General features: G+C 70.6%; 12 protein-coding genes and 2 pseudogenes. 10 read left to right on the top strand and 4 right to left on the bottom strand.

The annotated features are described in order from the left end of the window. Positions 1 to 190: 190 nt before the first annotated feature. Positions 191 to 1159, top strand: coding sequence for a protein-methionine-sulfoxide reductase catalytic subunit MsrP (gene msrP, locus WFQ05_RS01460; RefSeq protein WP_337052323.1), 969 nt, complete (start codon positions 191 to 193; stop codon positions 1157 to 1159). Between the two features lie 419 nt (positions 1160 to 1578). Next, entirely contained in the window at positions 1579 to 2289 is a 711-nt protein-coding gene (msrQ, locus tag WFQ05_RS01455) for a protein-methionine-sulfoxide reductase heme-binding subunit MsrQ (protein WP_337052322.1), read from the top strand. Between the two features lie 139 nt (positions 2290 to 2428). On the opposite strand, the pseudogene WFQ05_RS01450 reads toward msrQ, so the two are convergent. Beyond that, positions 2429 to 2644, bottom strand: a pseudogene (locus WFQ05_RS01450) (FHA domain-containing protein); the annotation flags it as partial. Between the two features lie 441 nt (positions 2645 to 3085). Between WFQ05_RS01450 and WFQ05_RS01445 the strand changes: the two are divergent. The 3 genes from WFQ05_RS01445 to WFQ05_RS01435 all read left to right on the top strand — a co-directional run bounded on the left by WFQ05_RS01445 (position 3086) and on the right by WFQ05_RS01435 (position 5171). Next, positions 3086 to 3361, top strand: a complete 276-nt coding sequence (locus WFQ05_RS01445) for a polyhydroxyalkanoic acid system family protein (protein WP_130519643.1) — start codon at positions 3086 to 3088, stop codon at positions 3359 to 3361. Positions 3362 to 3448: 87 nt separating this feature from the next. Next, positions 3449 to 4024 (top strand): phasin family protein, encoded by a 576-nt coding sequence (locus WFQ05_RS01440; RefSeq protein ID WP_337052321.1) that lies wholly within the window; start codon positions 3449 to 3451, stop codon positions 4022 to 4024. Between the two features lie 133 nt (positions 4025 to 4157). Next, positions 4158 to 5171 (top strand): restriction endonuclease, encoded by a 1014-nt coding sequence (locus WFQ05_RS01435; RefSeq protein WP_337052320.1) that lies wholly within the window; start codon positions 4158 to 4160, stop codon positions 5169 to 5171. A gap of 550 nt (positions 5172 to 5721) precedes the next feature. On the opposite strand, the gene hutC is transcribed toward WFQ05_RS01435, so the two are convergent. Both hutC and WFQ05_RS01425 read right to left on the bottom strand, forming a co-directional pair. Then, positions 5722 to 6465 carry a histidine utilization repressor gene (gene hutC, locus WFQ05_RS01430; RefSeq protein WP_337052317.1) on the bottom strand — a complete coding sequence of 248 codons (744 nt, stop codon included), beginning with the start codon at positions 6463 to 6465 and terminating at the stop codon, positions 5722 to 5724. Continuing rightward, the gene (locus WFQ05_RS01425) at positions 6462 to 7826 is read right to left on the bottom strand and encodes a formimidoylglutamate deiminase (protein ID WP_337052316.1); all 1365 of its coding nucleotides are present in this window, start codon (positions 7824 to 7826) and stop codon (positions 6462 to 6464) included. The genes hutC and WFQ05_RS01425 overlap by 4 nt, the downstream gene beginning before the upstream one ends. A 79-nt stretch (positions 7827 to 7905) precedes the next feature. On the opposite strand from WFQ05_RS01425, the gene hutI reads away from it, so the two are divergent. From hutI to WFQ05_RS01400, 5 genes and pseudogenes are all read left to right on the top strand, one after another. Then, the gene (gene hutI / locus WFQ05_RS01420; protein WP_337052735.1) at positions 7906 to 9111 is read left to right on the top strand and encodes an imidazolonepropionase; all 1206 of its coding nucleotides are present in this window, start codon (positions 7906 to 7908) and stop codon (positions 9109 to 9111) included. A 40-nt stretch (positions 9112 to 9151) separates the two neighbouring features. Continuing rightward, the gene (hutH, locus tag WFQ05_RS01415) at positions 9152 to 10702 is read left to right on the top strand and encodes a histidine ammonia-lyase (protein WP_337052315.1); all 1551 of its coding nucleotides are present in this window, start codon (positions 9152 to 9154) and stop codon (positions 10700 to 10702) included. A 103-nt stretch (positions 10703 to 10805) separates the two neighbouring features. Continuing rightward, positions 10806 to 11664, top strand: a pseudogene (gene hutG / locus WFQ05_RS01410) (N-formylglutamate deformylase); the annotation flags it as partial. 19 nt (positions 11665 to 11683) lie between these two features. Then, positions 11684 to 13351 carry a urocanate hydratase gene (hutU, locus tag WFQ05_RS01405; protein ID WP_337052314.1) on the top strand — a complete coding sequence of 556 codons (1668 nt, stop codon included), beginning with the start codon at positions 11684 to 11686 and terminating at the stop codon, positions 13349 to 13351. A gap of 219 nt (positions 13352 to 13570) precedes the next feature. Next, the gene (locus WFQ05_RS01400; RefSeq protein ID WP_130519626.1) at positions 13571 to 13837 is read left to right on the top strand and encodes a hypothetical protein; all 267 of its coding nucleotides are present in this window, start codon (positions 13571 to 13573) and stop codon (positions 13835 to 13837) included. Positions 13838 to 13924: 87 nt separating this feature from the next. On the opposite strand, the gene WFQ05_RS01395 is transcribed toward WFQ05_RS01400, so the two are convergent. Beyond that, on the bottom strand, positions 13925 to 16087 hold the full coding sequence (locus WFQ05_RS01395) for a S46 family peptidase (protein ID WP_337052312.1): 2163 nt from the start codon (positions 16085 to 16087) through the stop codon (positions 13925 to 13927). Positions 16088 to 16118: the final 31 nt, after the last annotated feature.

Raw genomic sequence — 16118 nt, 5'->3', positions numbered from 1 at the left:
ATCAGGGGGCACATAGTATGCCGCAGGCTGAATCGCCCAACGGCCGCCTTTGCATCCGTCCTGCCGCGATCCGCGTAAGGTGGTTGCAGGCGAATCCATCGCCCGGCGCAAACGCGTGCAAGGGCGGGAATTTTTCGCCTGCTGGCGCGTCCCATTGGTTGCCCATGTGACTTTTCGCAGGAGATGCACCGTGTCCCTACGCGACGCCCTCACCCTCAAGGATCACCAGGTCACCGACGAAGCCGTCTACCGCGGCCGTCGCGACCTGTTCAAGCTGGCCGCCGCGCTGCCGGCGCTGGCCCTGGCCGGCTGCGCCGACGCCGATCCGCCCGACGCGCCCAAGACCGTCGTCACGCCCGAGCAGGCCAAGGCCGGCTTCCGCACCAGCGAGACGCTGACCCGCTACGAGGACGTGACCAGCTACAACAACTTCTACGAGTTCGGCACCGGCAAGACCGATCCGTCGAGCGCGACCAAGACGCTGCGCACCTCGCCGTGGTCGGTCAAGGTCTCCGGCGAGTGCGAGAAGCCCGGCACGCTGGCGCTGGAGGACCTGCTCAAGTCCGCGCCGAGCGAGGAGCGCATCTACCGCCTGCGCTGCGTGGAGGGCTGGTCGATGGTGATCCCGTGGGACGGCATCCCGCTGGCGGCGGTGCTCAAGCGCTTCGCGCCCACGGCCAAGGCCAAGTACGTGGCCTTCACCACCCTGGCCGACCCGCGCCAGATGCCGGGCATCGCCTACCGCTCGATCGACTGGCCCTACCGCGAGGGCCTGCGCATGGACGAGGCGATGCATCCGCTGACCTTCCTGGCCACCGGCGTCTACGGCAAGCCGCTGCCGCAGCAGAACGGCGCGCCGCTGCGGCTGGTGGTGCCGTGGAAGTACGGCTTCAAGAGCATCAAGTCGATCGTGGAGATCCGCTTCGTCGAGAAGATGCCGCCGACCGCCTGGAACGACCTGCAGCCCAACGAGTACGGCTTCTTCTCCAACGTCAATCCGGACGTGGACCACCCGCGCTGGAGCCAGAAGACCGAACGCCGCATCGCCGGCAACGCCAGCAAACTCTTCGCCGAGCGCATCCCTACCCGCCCCTTCAACGGCTATGCCGATCAGGTCGCTTCGATGTATGCGGGGATGGATTTGCGGAAGTGGTTTTGAGCGGGATTCGGGATTCGGGATTCGGGATTCGGGATTCGAGCGAAGCTAGGAGCACTGGCAGAAGTAGGCAAGAGGAACTTGTGATCAAGGCGAAGAGCCGGGAACCAAGCGACGCTAGCGTGAGCCGCATGACCCGCCCCCTCCCTTGCGCGAAGCGCAGGGGAGCTCGAAGTCGCGTTAGCGACTGAGGGGGAGGGGTGCTTTTCGCGATTAGCCCGAGAGGGAAGCAACAACAGCAACAGCAACGGCTAACCCCTCCCCAGCCCTCCCCTGCGCTACGCGCAAGGGAGGGGGCAGAAGCAGCGCACTGACGCAGACGCTTTCCTCCCCAATCCCCAATCCCCAATCCCCAATCCCCAATCCCCAATCCCCAATCCCCAATCCCCAATCCCCAATCCCCAATCCCCAATCCCCAAAAAATGAAACCCCTCACCCTCGCCAAGCTCGTCGTCCACCTGCTCTGCCTGGCGCCGCTGGCGCTGCTGGGCTGGCGCTTCTGGGACGTGTGGCGCAACGGCAGCGATGCGCTGGGCGCCGATCCGATCGCGCAGATCGAGCACTTCACCGGGCTGTGGGCGCTGCGCTTTCTGATCTTCACCCTGGCCATCACCCCGCTGCGCCAGCTCACCGGCCAGGCGGTGCTGCTGCGCTTCCGCCGCATGCTGGGGCTGTATGCCTTCGCCTATGCCACCGTGCACCTGGCCGCCTATCTGGGCCTGGACCTGGGCGGCTACTGGACCCAGATCTTCGCCGAGATCGTCAAGCGGCCCTACATCACTGTGGGCTTCGCCGCTTGGCTGCTGCTGGTGCCGTTGGCGATCACCTCCACCCAGGGCTGGATGCGCCGGCTCAAGCGGCGCTGGGGCCAGCTGCACAAGGCCATCTACGCCATCGGCGTGCTGGCGGTGCTGCACTTCTGGTGGCTGGTGAAGTCCGACATCCGCGAGCCGGCGCTCTACGCCGGCCTGCTCGCCCTGCTGCTGGGCTGGCGCGCCTGGAAGGCGATCAGGCGGGCGCGAACAGCAGCAGCAGCGCCAGCACGCCGGCCAGCACCGCCGCGGCCAGCAGCAGCCAGGGCCAGCGCTTCAGCGAAGCCCGTGGCGCCACCGCCGCCGGCGTCGGAGCGCTGACGGTCGTCTCGGAGGCCGCCGGGTCGGACGGATCGGGCTGGCTCCAGGGGATCTCCACCACGAAGCGCGACTGCGGGTCGAAGGCGACCTGGTCGCCGGCGTTCAGTACGGCCTCGTGCACGGGCACGCCGTTGACCACGCTGGTGACCCCGCCCTGCAGATGACGCAGCAGCACGCCGCCGGAGACGCGGCCCAGCACGGCGTGCAGGCCGGACAGGTGCGGCGCATCCAGCACGATGTCGGCCTCGCGGCCGGCGCCGACGCTGCAGCCGCTGCCGATGGTGAAGGCGCGGCCGTGGTGACGCCCGCCGATGCCGCGCAGGACCACGCGCGGATCCGGCTCGGCCTGGGCCATCGGCGCCGAGGAGGCCGGACGCGGTGCCTGGCCGCGCACCAGCACTTCCACACCATCGGCGTACACCGCATCGCCCGGACGCAGCATGGCCATGCGCCGCACCGGGCGGCCGTTGACATGGATGCCGCGCATGCCCGGCGGCACCTGCAGCCACAGGCCGCGCCGGTCCAGGCTGAACTGCACCAGCAACGCGCCGGGCACCGCATCGCCCACGCCGATGGTGCCGCTGGCTTCGCGCACGATGCGGTGTATACCCGTGCCCAGGGCACGGTCGGCCGTCCGGCCTTGGGGAAAATGGAGACTGAGGTTCTGCACGCGGCCGGGAGACTAGCACGCAGGCCCACGGGTTCGGGCTTCGCAAGCCCCGGCGCGGCACGCGCCTTCCACAGGCGATGCGCGGTTGGGCGACAATGCGCGCTTGTCCTTCGCCAGCCCAGCGCCATGTCCCGCATCGAACTGCAGCATCCCCACCACAAGTCGCCCGAGCAGACCCGCCAGGCCCTGGAAGAGGTGGCCGGCAAGCTGCACGCGCGCTTCGGGGTGAGCCATCACTGGGACGGCGACACGCTGGCGTTCAACGGATCCGGGGTGGACGGGCGCATCGCCATGCAGCCCGGCGCGCTGCATGTCACCGCCGAGCTGGGCTTCCTGCTGTCGGCGATGAAGGGGCCGATCGAGTCGGAGATCCGCCGGGTGCTGGGCGAGCGCTTCGCCTAAACGCCCTGGTCGGCCCATCTTCGACACGGCGCTCACCGGCCGCTGCGGACACTGCCAGGCATCGTCCCGACCGCATCGGAGTGATCCATGGCCACCAGAAAAACCGAGCGCCAGCGCCCGTCCGACTTCGAACCCTCGCTGCATGAGCAGGCCGAGCGCCTGCAGGCGTCGCTGGGCGAATCGGCCCAGCAGATCTGGCTGGCCGGGCTGGGCGCCTTCAGCCGCGCCCAGGCCGAGGGCAGCAAGCTGTTCGACACGCTGGTGCGCGAAGGCAGCAAGGTCGAGGCCCGCACCCGCGACGCGCGCGCCGGCCTGGCCGACGGCGTCGAGGAAGTGCGCAGCCGCGCCGGCGAGACGCTGGGACGCGTGGACCAGGTCTTCCGCGCCCGCGTCGGCGAGGCGCTGAAGGCGCTCGAGGTGCCGACCCGGCGCGAGCTGGGCGCGCTGGCCGACCGCATCGACGCGCTCAACCAGAAGCTGCGCGCGCACAACGAGCGGCCCACCGCCGGCGCGCGGGCGCGCAGGGCGGCGGCCCGTTCCACCCCGCCCGGTCCCGCGCCGGTTCCGCCCCAGGCCACCGAGGACCGGCCGGTGCGCAAGCCGCGCGCCGCGCCTCGACCGGCGCCCGCGGATCCTGCCGCGCCCGGCGAGTCGAGCGACTAAGCCGCCCGCGCCCTCCGGTGTGCTGCTTGCCCGCAGGCCCGCCATCCTCTTTGCCGACGCCTTTCGAACGCGGACTGGTCGCCAGCACGGTTGCCCGTAGAATGCCCCCCCTGTTTCAGCGGATGTACGCCTCATGCCGTTCTGGTTGATCGGGACCCTCGTGGCCCTGCTGGTGGGCGTGGTCGCCACCGCCTACCTGTGGCTGGTCCGCCGCCGCCTCGACGAAACCCAGGCCGGCCTGCAGGCGCTGGCGGCGATGCGTTGGCGCGACTTCTCGCGCCTGGTGCTCTCGGCGCTGCAGCTGCGCGGCCTGGAACGCCTGTCCTTCGAGCCCGAGGATGTGCGCAACCAGCACCCGAGCCTGCTGCTGGGCGACGCCGAGGGCAAGCACTGGCTGCTGAGCTGCAAGCACGGCACCGCCTATCGCATCGGCTCGGTGGCGATCGACGAGCTGGCCTCCGAGGCGCGCCTGCGCGGCGCCCAGCACAGCATCCTGGCTACCCAGGGTCTGGTCGACGCCGGCGGCCACGAGAAGGCGCAGCGCTCCAATGTCGAGATCCTGGACGGCGCCAAGCTGTGGGCCGAGGTCAAGCCGATGGTGGACAGCGCGACCGTCCAGGGCATCAGCGGCCAGGCCAACCTGCGCGCGCGCCGCCGCATCGGGCTGAGCTGGATTGCCGCGCTGCTGCTCGGCGTGCTGGTCAGCGGGCTGCCTGCCCTGCTCGATTCCGAGCCGCCGCCCGAGAGCGTCGCGCCTGCGCCCGTTTCCGCTCCGGCGCATTCGGCTCCCGCGGTGCCCGCCGCCAGTACGCCGACCCAGTCGCTGGAACCGCCGACCGACGCCGAGCTGGCCCGCCAGCGCGGCGAGGTCGCCAAGGCCCTGGCCAAGGCCGGTGGCCTGCGACAGCCGGCCTGGATCTCCGGCTCGACGCTGTCGGTGGACATGCTGGCCGACGAGGCCATGGTGATGCCGACGGTCTGCGCCGAACTGGCCAAGTACCCGGACCTGGCGCTCTCGCGCATCCAGCTCAACCCGCGCCCCGACAGCGACGAACGCGTGCGCTGGCGGCAGTGCGAAGCCACGATGAGCGCGCCTACTCCGGCCCAGACACCGACACCGACACCGACACCGACACCGGCACGTTAAGCGGCGCCCGCGCAGCGCTCCCGGACAACAGCACCGGTCGTCATTCCCAACGATCGTCATTCCCGCGAATGCGGGAAAGTGCTGTTCGGCGGACGCATGCGTGGCTATCCAGGGACTTTCATACAGCGCTCCGGAATCCCCTGATAGCCGCCTGATAGCCGAAGAACGTCATTCCCGCGAATGCGGGAATCCAGCGACTTTCTCGGAAACCATCGAAGACCCTCGGTTCCCACCTAAGCAGGACCTTTGAGGTTCTTCGACGTCCTTGAAGCGCGAATGGGTATTTCGGTTGCTTTTGCGCAGCGCAGGAGCAACAGCAAAGTCAAAAGCTCACCCCTCCCCAATCCTCCCCTTCGCCTTCGGCGAAAGGGAGGGGGCTGGATTGCGTCTTACGATTGCCTCATCTGCGGTCTGATCCTCTGCCGCAGCCCTACCCTCGTCATTCCCGCGTAGGCGGGAAGCGCTGTTCGGCAGCCGCATGTCTGACTAGTCAGGGAGTTAGACACGGCGTCCAAGACGCAGGACGCCTTCGCTCGCCACGCACGCCCGCTCAGCGCCCGCCGGGCGAGAACCGCGCCACCAGGTCGTAGGAGTCGCCCAGGAAGACCTGGGTCACGCAGGTCACCGGCTGTTCGCCGCGCCAGGTGCGGCGCTCGATCACCAGGCAGGCGGTGCCGGTGGGCACCTGCAGCAGGCGCGCGCGGGCGGCGTCCACGCCGATGGCGCTGATGCGGTGCTCGGCGCGGGTCCAGCTGACGTGCTGCAGCAGCCAGCTGCCCGGGACGGTCTGCGAGAAGTCCACGTCCACCGCCTGCGGCGCGGCGGCCGGGTTGATCAGGCGGTCCTCCAGCGCCAGCGGCCGGTCGTCGGCCAGGTGCAGGCACTGCAGCGCGAGCACGCGCGCCTGGCCGGCCAGCTCGGCCTCGCGCGCGTCGCCGCGGCGCGGCTTGCGCAGCTGCCGGGCCAGCAGCTGGAACTGGTAGCGGTGGCCGCGTGCGGCGACCTCGAACGGGATGTCCGGGATGTCCAGCGCCACCTGTTCGATATGCGGATGCGGGCGCGCAACGAACGAGCCGGCGCGGCGGCGGCGCTCGATCATGCCGGCGTCGGCCAGCAGGCTTAGCACCTTGCTCACGGTCATGCGCGCGCAGCCGTACTGCGCCATCAGCGCGTGCTCGGAGGGGATGCGGTGGCCCGGAGGCCATTCGCCGCTGTGGATGCGGCCCTCGATGTCGTCGCGGATGCGCTGGTGCAGCGAACGCGGCGGCGCGGGCGAGGCCTGTGGAGCGCTCATGCGCGCAGGACCCGATCCAGCGCGGCGGCGTAGCGGTCGGCCACCGCCGCGGCGTCGACATGGCGGCCGTCGCGCACGACCAGCCGGCCCTGACGCCAGACCTGGCGCACCGCGCCGCGGCGGGCGGCGAACAGCCAGCTGTCCAGCCAGGCATCGCCTTGGCGCGCGCGCAGCGCCGGATGGTCGGGATCCAGCTCCACCAGGTCCGCGGCGGCGCCGACCCGCAGGCCCGCCTCCACGCCCAGCGCCTGCGCGGCGCCGTGCAGGGCCTGCTCGAACAGCCAGCGCCCGCTGGACACGCCCTGCCCCTGCGCCAGCACGTTGCGCCCGCGCGCGACCAGGCGCTGGCCGTATTCGAGCAGGCGCAGCTCCTCGGCCGCATCGATCAGCACGTTGGAATCCGAGCCCACGCCGAAGCGGCCGCCGGCGCGGGCGAAGTCGCGCATCGGGAACAGGCCGTCGCCCAGGTTGGCCTCGGTGATCGGGCACAGGCCGACCACGGCGCCGGCCTCGACCATGCCCTGCACTTCGTCCGCTTCGACGTGGGTGGCGTGCACCAGGCACCAGCGCGCGTCCACCGGCGCGTGATCCAGCAGCCACCGCACCGGGCGCTGGCCCGACCAGGCCAGGCAGGCCTCCACCTCGCGCGTCTGTTCGGCGATGTGCAGATGCACCGGACCGCGGGTCAGCGGCAGCAGCGCGGTCAGCTCCTCGGGCGTGACCGCGCGCAGGCTGTGCGGGGCCAGGCCGAGCACGGCATCGCCCAGCGGCGCGATCGCCGTGGCACTGGCCTCCAGCAGGCGGGCGAACCCGTCCACGGTATGGATCAGCCGCGCCTGCGCGGGACTGGGCGGCGCACCGCCGAAGTCGGCATGGGCATAGAACACCGGCAGCAGGGTCAGGCCGATGCCGCTGGCCTGCGCGGCCGCGGCGATGCGCGTGGCCATCTCGCCGGGATCGGCATAGGGCCGACCCTCGGGGCCGTGGTGCAGGTAGTGGAACTCGCCCACGCGGGTGAAGCCGGCCTCCAGCATCTCCACATAGGCCTGCTCGGCGATGACCTGCAGGCTGTCGGGGTCCAGCCGCTGCACGAAGCGGTACATCAGCTCGCGCCAGCTCCAGAAGCTGTCGCCGGCCGCGCCACCGACTTCCGTCAGGCCCGCCATGCCGCGCTGGAAGGCGTGGCTGTGCAGATTGCCCAGGCCGGGCACCGCCACGCCCAGGCGCACATCGCCGGGCTGCGCGGCGCTGCCCGCCTGCACCGAGGCGATGCGCCCGCCCTGCGTGCACACGCGCACCGCACGCGCCCAGCCCTCGTCCAGCAGGGCGTGATCGATCCAGAAGCAAGCGGCTGGCGCCATCGGGGTTCCTCGACTGGACAGGCTGCAAAGGCCGGTCTTATTGTATAGACAAATGCGCTCCTGACGAGATGCCATGCCCCTGCGCTGCGACACGCTCTGGCACCACGCCCACCTGGCCACGCTCGATGCCGACGACGGCACCCTGGGCATGCTGCGGGACGGCGTGATCGCCGCGCGCGAGGGCCGCATCGTGCATGTCGGCCCGGCCGATCGGGCGCCGGACTTCGACGCGGCCACGCGCATCGACTGCCAGGGCCGCTGGATCACGCCGGGCCTGATCGACTGCCACACCCATCTGGTCTACGCCGGCAACCGCGCCGGCGAGTTCGAGCAGCGCCTGGCCGGCGCCAGCTATGCCGACATCGCCCGCGCCGGCGGCGGCATCGTCTCCACCGTGCGCGCCACGCGCGCGGCCGATGACGACGCGCTGATCGCCGCCAGCCTGCCGCGCCTGGACGCGATGCTGGGCGAAGGCGTGACCACGCTGGAGATCAAGTCCGGCTACGGCCTGGACCTGGAGCATGAACGCAAGCAGTTGCGCGTGGCCCGGCGCCTGGGCGAACTGCGCCGGGTGGAGATCGTGCCGACCTTCCTGGGCGCGCACGCGGTGCCGCCCGGCGTCGAGGCGCAGGCCTACATCGATGAGGTCTGCGGAACGATGATCCCGGCGGTCGCGGCGCAGGGCCTGGCCGAGGCGGTGGACGTGTTCTGCGAGGACATCGCCTTCTCGCCGGCGCACGCGCGGCAGGTGTTCGAGGCCGCGCGCGCGCATGGCCTGAAGCTCAAGATCCACGCCGAGCAGCTCAGCAACCAGCACGGCGCCGCGCTGGCCGCGCAGTACGGCGCGCTCTCGGCCGACCATATCGAACATCTGGACGCCGACGGCGTCGCGGCGATGGCTGCGGCCGGCACCGTGGCCGTGCTGCTGCCGGGCGCGTTCTACTTCACCCGCGACACGCTGATGCCGCCGATCGAGGCGCTGCGCGCGGCCGGCGTGCCGCTGGCGCTGGCCACCGACTGCAATCCCGGCACCAGTCCGCTGACCAGTCCGCTGCTGGCGATGAACCTGGCCGCCACGCTGTTCCGCATGACCGTGGACGAGTGCATCGCCGGCTTCACCCGGCATGCCGCGCGGGCGCTGGGGCGACAGGACCGGCTGGGCCGGCTGCGCGCGGGCTTGGACTGCGACCTGGCGATCTGGGACATCGACGCGCCGGCCGACCTGGTCTACCGCATGGGCTTCAACCCGCTGCATGCGCGCGTGTGGCGCGGGCAGCCGGCATGAGGCCGTTTTTCGTACAACCCGAACGACCGGAGTATTCCGCGTGACCGACTCTCTTGTGCTGCGCCCCGGCGCCGTCAGCCTGGCGCAATGGCGCGCCGTCTATCGCGGCGCGGCCGTGCAGCTCGATCCCGCCTGCCACGACGCGGTCGCGCGCAGCGCGCAGACCGTGCAGGCCATCGTCGACACCGGCGCGCCGGTGTACGGCATCAACACCGGCTTCGGCAAGCTGGCCACGGTGCGCATCGCCGATGCGGACCTGGCCACGCTCCAGCGCAACATCGTGCTCTCGCACGCCGCCGGCGTCGGCGAGCCGATGCCTGCGCCGGTGGTGCGGCTGATGCTGGCGCTGAAGCTGGCGAGCCTGGCGCAGGGCGCCTCCGGCGTGCAGCCGGCCACGCTGGCGCTGCTGGAAGCCATGCTCCAGCGCGACGTGCTGCCGCTGGTGCCCTGCCAGGGCTCGGTCGGCGCCTCCGGCGACCTGGCGCCGCTGTCGCACATGGCCGCGGTGATGATCGGCACGGGCGAGGCGTTCTTCGAAGGCCAGCGCCTGCCGGCGAGCGATGCGCTGGCGCGGGCCGGCCTGGCGCCGTGCGTGCTGGGCGCCAAAGAGGGCCTGGCCCTGCTCAACGGCACCCAGTATTCGACCGCTTACGCGCTGGCGGGGCTGTTCGAGATCCAGACCGTGTTCCAGGCGGCGCTGGTCACAGGCGCCTTGTCCACCGAGGCGGCCAAGGGTTCGGACACGCCGTTCGACCCGCGCATCCACGCCCTGCGCGGCCAGCCCGGGCAGATCGCCGTGGCCGACGCGCTGCGCGCGCTGATGGCCGGCAGCGCCATCCGCGAATCGCACCGCGAGAACGACGTGCGCGTGCAGGACCCCTACTGCCTGCGCTGCCAGCCGCAGGTGATGGGCGCGGCGCTGGACGTGATGGGCGCGGCGGCGCGCACGCTGGAGATCGAGGCCAACGGCGTGTCCGACAACCCGCTGGTGTTCACCGACACCGGCGAGGCGCTCAGCGGCGGCAACTTCCACGCCGAGCCGGTGGCCTTCGCCGCCGACATGCTGGCCATGGCCGTGTGCGAGATCGGCTCGATCAGCGAGCGCCGCATCGCCATGCTGGTCGACCCGGCGCTGTCGGGGCTGCCGGCGTTCCTGACGCCGCGGCCGGGCCTCAACTCCGGCTTCATGATCCCGCAGGTCACCGCCGCGGCGCTGGTGTCGGAGAACAAGCAGCGCGCGATGCCGGCCAGTGTGGATTCCATCCCGACCTCGGCCAACCAGGAAGACCACGTCTCGATGGCCGCGCACGGCGCGCGCCGGCTGCTGGACATGGCGCGCAACGCCGCCAACGTGGTCGGCATCGAGCTGCTCGCCGCCGCGCAGGGCTGCGATTTCCATGCGCCGCTGGCGTCCAGCGCCGCGCTGGAGTCGGTGCGGGCGCTGCTGCGCGCGCAGGTGCCGACGCTGCAGGAGGACCGCTATTTTCATCCGGACATGGTGGTCGCGACGGCGCTGGTGCGCGGGGGCGCGCTGGTCGAGGCGGTCGGCGCGGACGGTCCGGGGCTGCCGGGCGTGGATCGGGCGGCGTGAGCGCGCTGCCGCGAGGTTCCGGCATGGCACGCAAGTCCCTGGATCCCCGCGTTCGCGGGGATGACGGGCTGAGTATTCGTCGGACTGTGGGAGACATGCGCGGATGAGCGACCTTCCCGAGTGGCTGGAACTTCATCGCGGCCAGGCGCCGCTGATCGTCAGCTTTCCGCATACCGGGACCGAGCTCCCGGCCGGGCTCGAGGGCGACTTCGTCTCGCCCTGGCTGGCAAGGCGCGATGCCGACTGGCATGTGCACCAGCTCTACGCCTTCGCCCGCGCGCTCGGCGCCACCACGCTGCGCACCGCGATCAGTCGCTCGGTGATCGACGTCAACCGCGACCCGTCCGGCGCCTCGCTGTATCCGGGCCAGAACACCACCGGCCTGTGCCCGACCACCACCTTCGACGACCAGCCGCTCTACCGGCAGGGGCTGGCGCCGGACGAGGCGGAGATCACGCGCCGGCGGGAGACCTGGTTCGCGCCGTACCACGATGCGCTGGCCGCTGAGATCGAACGCCTGCGCGCGCGCCACGGCTGCATCGTGGTCTACGACGCCCATTCGATCCGCTCGCGCATCCCGCACCTGTTCGAGGGCGAGCTGCCGCAGTTCAACATCGGCAGCAACGGCGATGCCGCCTGCGACGCGGCGCTGACCGACGCGGTCGAGCGCGTCTGCGCCGCCAGCGGCCTGAGCCATGTGCGCAATGGCCGCTTCAAGGGCGGCTGGATCACGCGCCATCACGCCCGGCCGCGGCGCGGCGTGCATGCGATCCAGATGGAGCTGGCCTGCCGCGGCTACATGGACGAACCCGATCCGGTCACCCCCGGGAACTGGCCCACGCCGTTCTCGCAGGCCCGCGCGCAGGCCGTGCAGGACACGCTGCGCGAGGTGCTCGCCGCCTGCCTGGACTTCGCCGGCACCCATCCCCTCGCCCACCACGCGCCCGCCATGGGCGCACCGTCCCATCATCAGGACTCACCATGACCCGTCGCGATCCGTCCCGCCGCATCCAGGCCCCGACCGGCCCCTCGCTCACCGCCAAGAGCTGGCTGACCGAGGCACCGCTGCGCATGCTGCAGAACAACCTGCATCCCGACGTGGCCGAGCGCCCGGAGGAACTGGTGGTCTACGGCGGCATCGGCCGCGCCGCGCGCGACTGGGAGAGCTTCGACACCATCATCGAGACGCTCAAGCGCCTGGACGACGACCAGACCCTGCTGGTGCAGTCGGGCAAGCCGGTCGGCGTGTTCCGCACCCATGCCGATGCGCCGCGCGTGCTGATCGCCAACTCCAACCTGGTGCCGCGCTGGGCCAACTGGGACCACTTCAACGAGCTGGACCGCAAGGGCCTGGCCATGTACGGCCAGATGACCGCCGGCAGCTGGATCTACATCGGCGCCCAGGGCATCGTGCAGGGCACCTACGAGACCTTCGTGGAGATGGGCCGGCAGCACTACGGCGGCGACCTGTCCGGGCGCTGGCTGTTCACCGGCGGCCTGGGCGGCATGGGCGGCGCGCAGCCGCTGGCCGCGGTGATGGCCGGCGCCTCCTGCCTGGCGGTGGAATGCCGCAAGAGCAGCATCGACATGCGCCTGCGCACCGGCTATCTGGACACCTGGACCGACTCGCTGGACGAGGCGCTGCGCCTGATCGAGGATTCCTGTCAGGCCCGGAAGCCGCTGTCGGTCGGCCTGCTCGGCAACGTCGCCGATGTGCTGACCGAGCTGCTGGCACGCGGCGTCAAGCCGGACCTGCTCACCGACCAGACCTCCGCCCACGACCCGGTCAACGGCTACCTGCCGCAGGGCTGGACTGTCGTGCAGTGGGACGAGAAGCGCGTGTCCGCACCTAAGGAAGTCGAACGGGCCGCGCGCGCCTCCATGGCCCACCACATCCGCGCCATGCTCGGCTTCCATGCCCTGGGCGTGCCGACCGTGGACTACGGCAACAACCTGCGACAGATGGCGCTGGAGGAAGGCGTGGCCAACGCCTTCGACTTCCCAGGCTTCGTCCCCGCCTACATCCGCCCGCTGTTCTGCCGCGGCGTCGGCCCGTTCCGCTGGGCCGCGCTGAGCGGCGACCCGGAGGACATCGCCAGGACTGACGCCAAGGTCAAGGAGCTGATTCCCGACAATCCGCACCTGCACCGCTGGCTGGACATGGCCGCCGAGAAGATCAAGTTCCAGGGCCTGCCGGCGCGGATCTGCTGGGTCGGCCTGGGCGACCGCGATCGCCTGGGCCTGGCCTTCAACGAGATGGTCGCCAAGGGCGAGCTCAAGGCGCCGGTGGTGATCGGCCGCGACCATCTGGACAGCGGCAGCGTGGCCTCGCCCAACCGCGAGACCGAGGCCATGGCCGACGGCTCGGACGCGGTCTCGGACTGGCCCCTGCTCAACGCCCTGCTCAACACCGCCTCCGGTGCGACCTGGGTCTCGCTGCATCACGGCGGCGGCGTGGGCATGGGCTTCTCCCAGCACGCCGGCATGGTCATCGTCTGCGACGGCACCGACGCCGCGGCCAGGCGCATCGCCCGCGTGCTGTGGAACGACCCGGCCAGCGGCGTGATGCGCCATGCCGACGCCGGCTACGACATCGCCATCGACTGCGCGCGGGAGAAGGGCCTGGATCTGCCGGGCATTCTGGGGTGAGCGCTAAGGCGGGTTGAGCGCAGCGCAATGTCGTCGCTGCGCGCGGACGTCCATGGATTCCCGCTTTCGCGGGAACGACGAGCTCAGGCCCCATTGGGCCGACCGTTATCGCGGCAACACTGTCGGCAGCCTGTCAGCCGCTATGGCCTGCGGTCCGTGCGGCGACACCTGCCGCACGCGCACTGGGCTACCCTGCCCCGCCGCCTTCCTCCCCGCCGTATGTCCCCGTCCACCTCCCACACCTACCGCCTGGCCCTGCGGCCGACCGACGAACACACCAGCTCGGCCGAGCTGATGCGCACCGCGCAGCGCGTGCTGCTCTCGCTGGACGCGCGCGGTGTGTCGATCGTCCACCTGCGCCGCCCACCGCTGCAGGATGCGCAGGGGCTGTACGTCGAAGCCGTGGCCGCCGGCCCGGAGGACTGGTATCGCGACGTGGACGATGCGCTGCTGGCCGAGGGCCTGCGCAGCGAACTGCAGCCCTGACGCCTCACCAAACCGCCAGCGCCGCCTGAAACGACGACGGCCCGGTCTTGCGACCGGGCCGTTGCATTTACACCGCGATGCGTCGGATCAGCGCTTGCCCACGCCCATTTCCTGCAGCAGGTTGTCGGCGTGGTCCAGGTGGTCCATGACCCACAGCATGTAGCGCACGTCGACCTGGATGGAGCGGTTGAGCTTGGGATTGAACAGCCAGTCGCCGCTCACCGACTCCCAGTTGCCGTCGAAGGCCAGGCCGACCAGCTGGCCGTTGCCGTCCAGCGCCGGCGAACCGGAGTTGCCACCGGTGATGTCCAGGTCGGCCAGGAAGTCCACCGGCAGCGTGCCCTGCTTCTTCGAGGCATACGGACCGAAGTCCCTGGCCTTGATCGCGTCCAGCTCCGCCTTGGGGGCGTTGAACGGCACCTCGCCGGTGGCCTTCTCGACGATGCCCTCGGCGTGGGTGAACGGCGCGTAGCTCACCGCATCGCGCGGCGCCACGCCCTGCACGTTGCCGTAGGTCACGCGCAGCGAGCTGTTGGCATCCGGGTAGACCGGCAGCTTCTGCGAATCCTTCCAGGCGATCATCGCCTGCATGTAGCGCGGGCGCAGCTTGGACAGCACGCCATCGCGCGTGTCGGCCTCGTCTTCCAGGGTCTTCAGCTGCGGCAGCAGGGCCGCGGCCAGCTTGAGCATGCTGTCGTCCTGCGCGGCCAGCGTCTTGGCATCGTCCTTGAAATAGGCCAGGCGGGCCTGGCCGTCGCCCAGCTTGCTGCCGGCGTACAGCGCGGCCACCTTGGCCTTGATCGCCGCCTCGTCGCGCGCCCCACCCAGCCAGGCGTCCAGCGCCGGCAGGCGCTGGGCCTGCGGCAGCTTGACGTAGCGCAGCAGCGCATAGGTCAGGAACTGCTGGTCCACGCCGGCGTCGTAGCGACGGTCCATCTGCTTGAGCGCGCCCTCGATGCGCGCCTCGTCGCGCTGCTGGTAGCCCGGCTCGCGTTCCATGTCCGGCTTGGCGCGCTCACCGGCCAGGCGGGTCAGGCGCAGGCCGGTGGAGAACAGCGCCGAGCGCTGCAGCAGGCTCAGGTCCAGGTCGCGATCGCGCGTGGCGGCGGTGCCGGCCAGCACCTGCTTGAGCTGGGCGATGTCGCCGGCCAGGGCCTTGGCATCGCCGTCCTTGCGCGCGGCCAGCCAGGCGTCCAGCTGCGCTTCCTGCTGCTGCTTGACCGCCACCGCGTCGGCGCGGCGCAGGCCTTCGAGCTGGCCGCCGAAGTTCTTCAGATAGTTGTTGAGGCCGGCCACGGTGTTGGCGTACTTCACCCCGATTTCCGGGTTGGCCTTGGACGCGGCATCGATGATGGCCAGGCTGTCCTGGTAGATCTTGATCTGGGTCGGGTACTGCCAGTCGATGGCCGCCTGCACTTCCTGCGCCAGGCGATAGCGGTTGGTGCGGCCCGGATAGCCGACTACCATCACGTAGTCGCCCTCCTCCAGGCCCTGCGGATTGACCTTGAGCACGTGCTTGGGCTGGTAGGGCACGTTGTCCTTGGAGTATTCGGCGGACTTGCCGTCCTTGGACACGTAGGCGCGCAGATAGCTGAAATCGCCGGTGTGGCGCGGCCACATCCAGTTGTCGATGTCGCCGCCGAACTTGCCGATCGACTCGGGCGGCGCGTAGACCAGGCGCACGTCCTTGATCTCCAGCTGGCGGATCAGCTGATAGCTGTAGCCGCCGTGGAAGGTGTAGACGTCGCAGCGGTAGCCGTCGCGCTCGCAGCCCTTGACCTGCGCCTTGATCGCCTGCTCGATCGCCTTGTAGCGATCCAGCGGCGCCATGTCATCGCGCAGGCCGCCGGTGATCTCCTTGGTGACGTCGCGGATCTCCTCGGTCACGAATACGCGCATGTCGGGCGAACCGGGCAGTTCCTCGCCGACGCTCCTGGCCAGGAAGCCGTCCTCGATCAGGTTCTTCTGCGGCGTGGAGTTGTACTGCAGCGCGCCGTAGGCGCAGTGGTGGTTGGTGACCACCAGGCCCTGCGGGCTGACGAAGGAGGCCGTGCAGCCGCCCAGGCTGACGATGGCGCCCATCGGGTAACCGGTCAGGTCGGTCAGCGCGGCCGGATCGAGCTTGAGCCCGTGCGCCTTGAGATCGCCGGCGATCTTGGGCAGCTGGGCCGGCTGCCACATGCCTTCGACGGCCAGGGCTGAGGGAATGCAGGTGGCGGCGATGGCGGCCGACAGCAGGAGACGACGCATGAGAAACCTTTCCGAATTGTTATCTAGTAAC

The organism is Pseudoxanthomonas sp. USHLN014 (genome assembly GCF_037153335.1).
GTDB classification, from domain to species: domain Bacteria; phylum Pseudomonadota; class Gammaproteobacteria; order Xanthomonadales; family Xanthomonadaceae; genus Pseudoxanthomonas_A; species Pseudoxanthomonas_A winnipegensis.
This window is presented reverse-complemented; position numbering and strand designations above follow the sequence as displayed.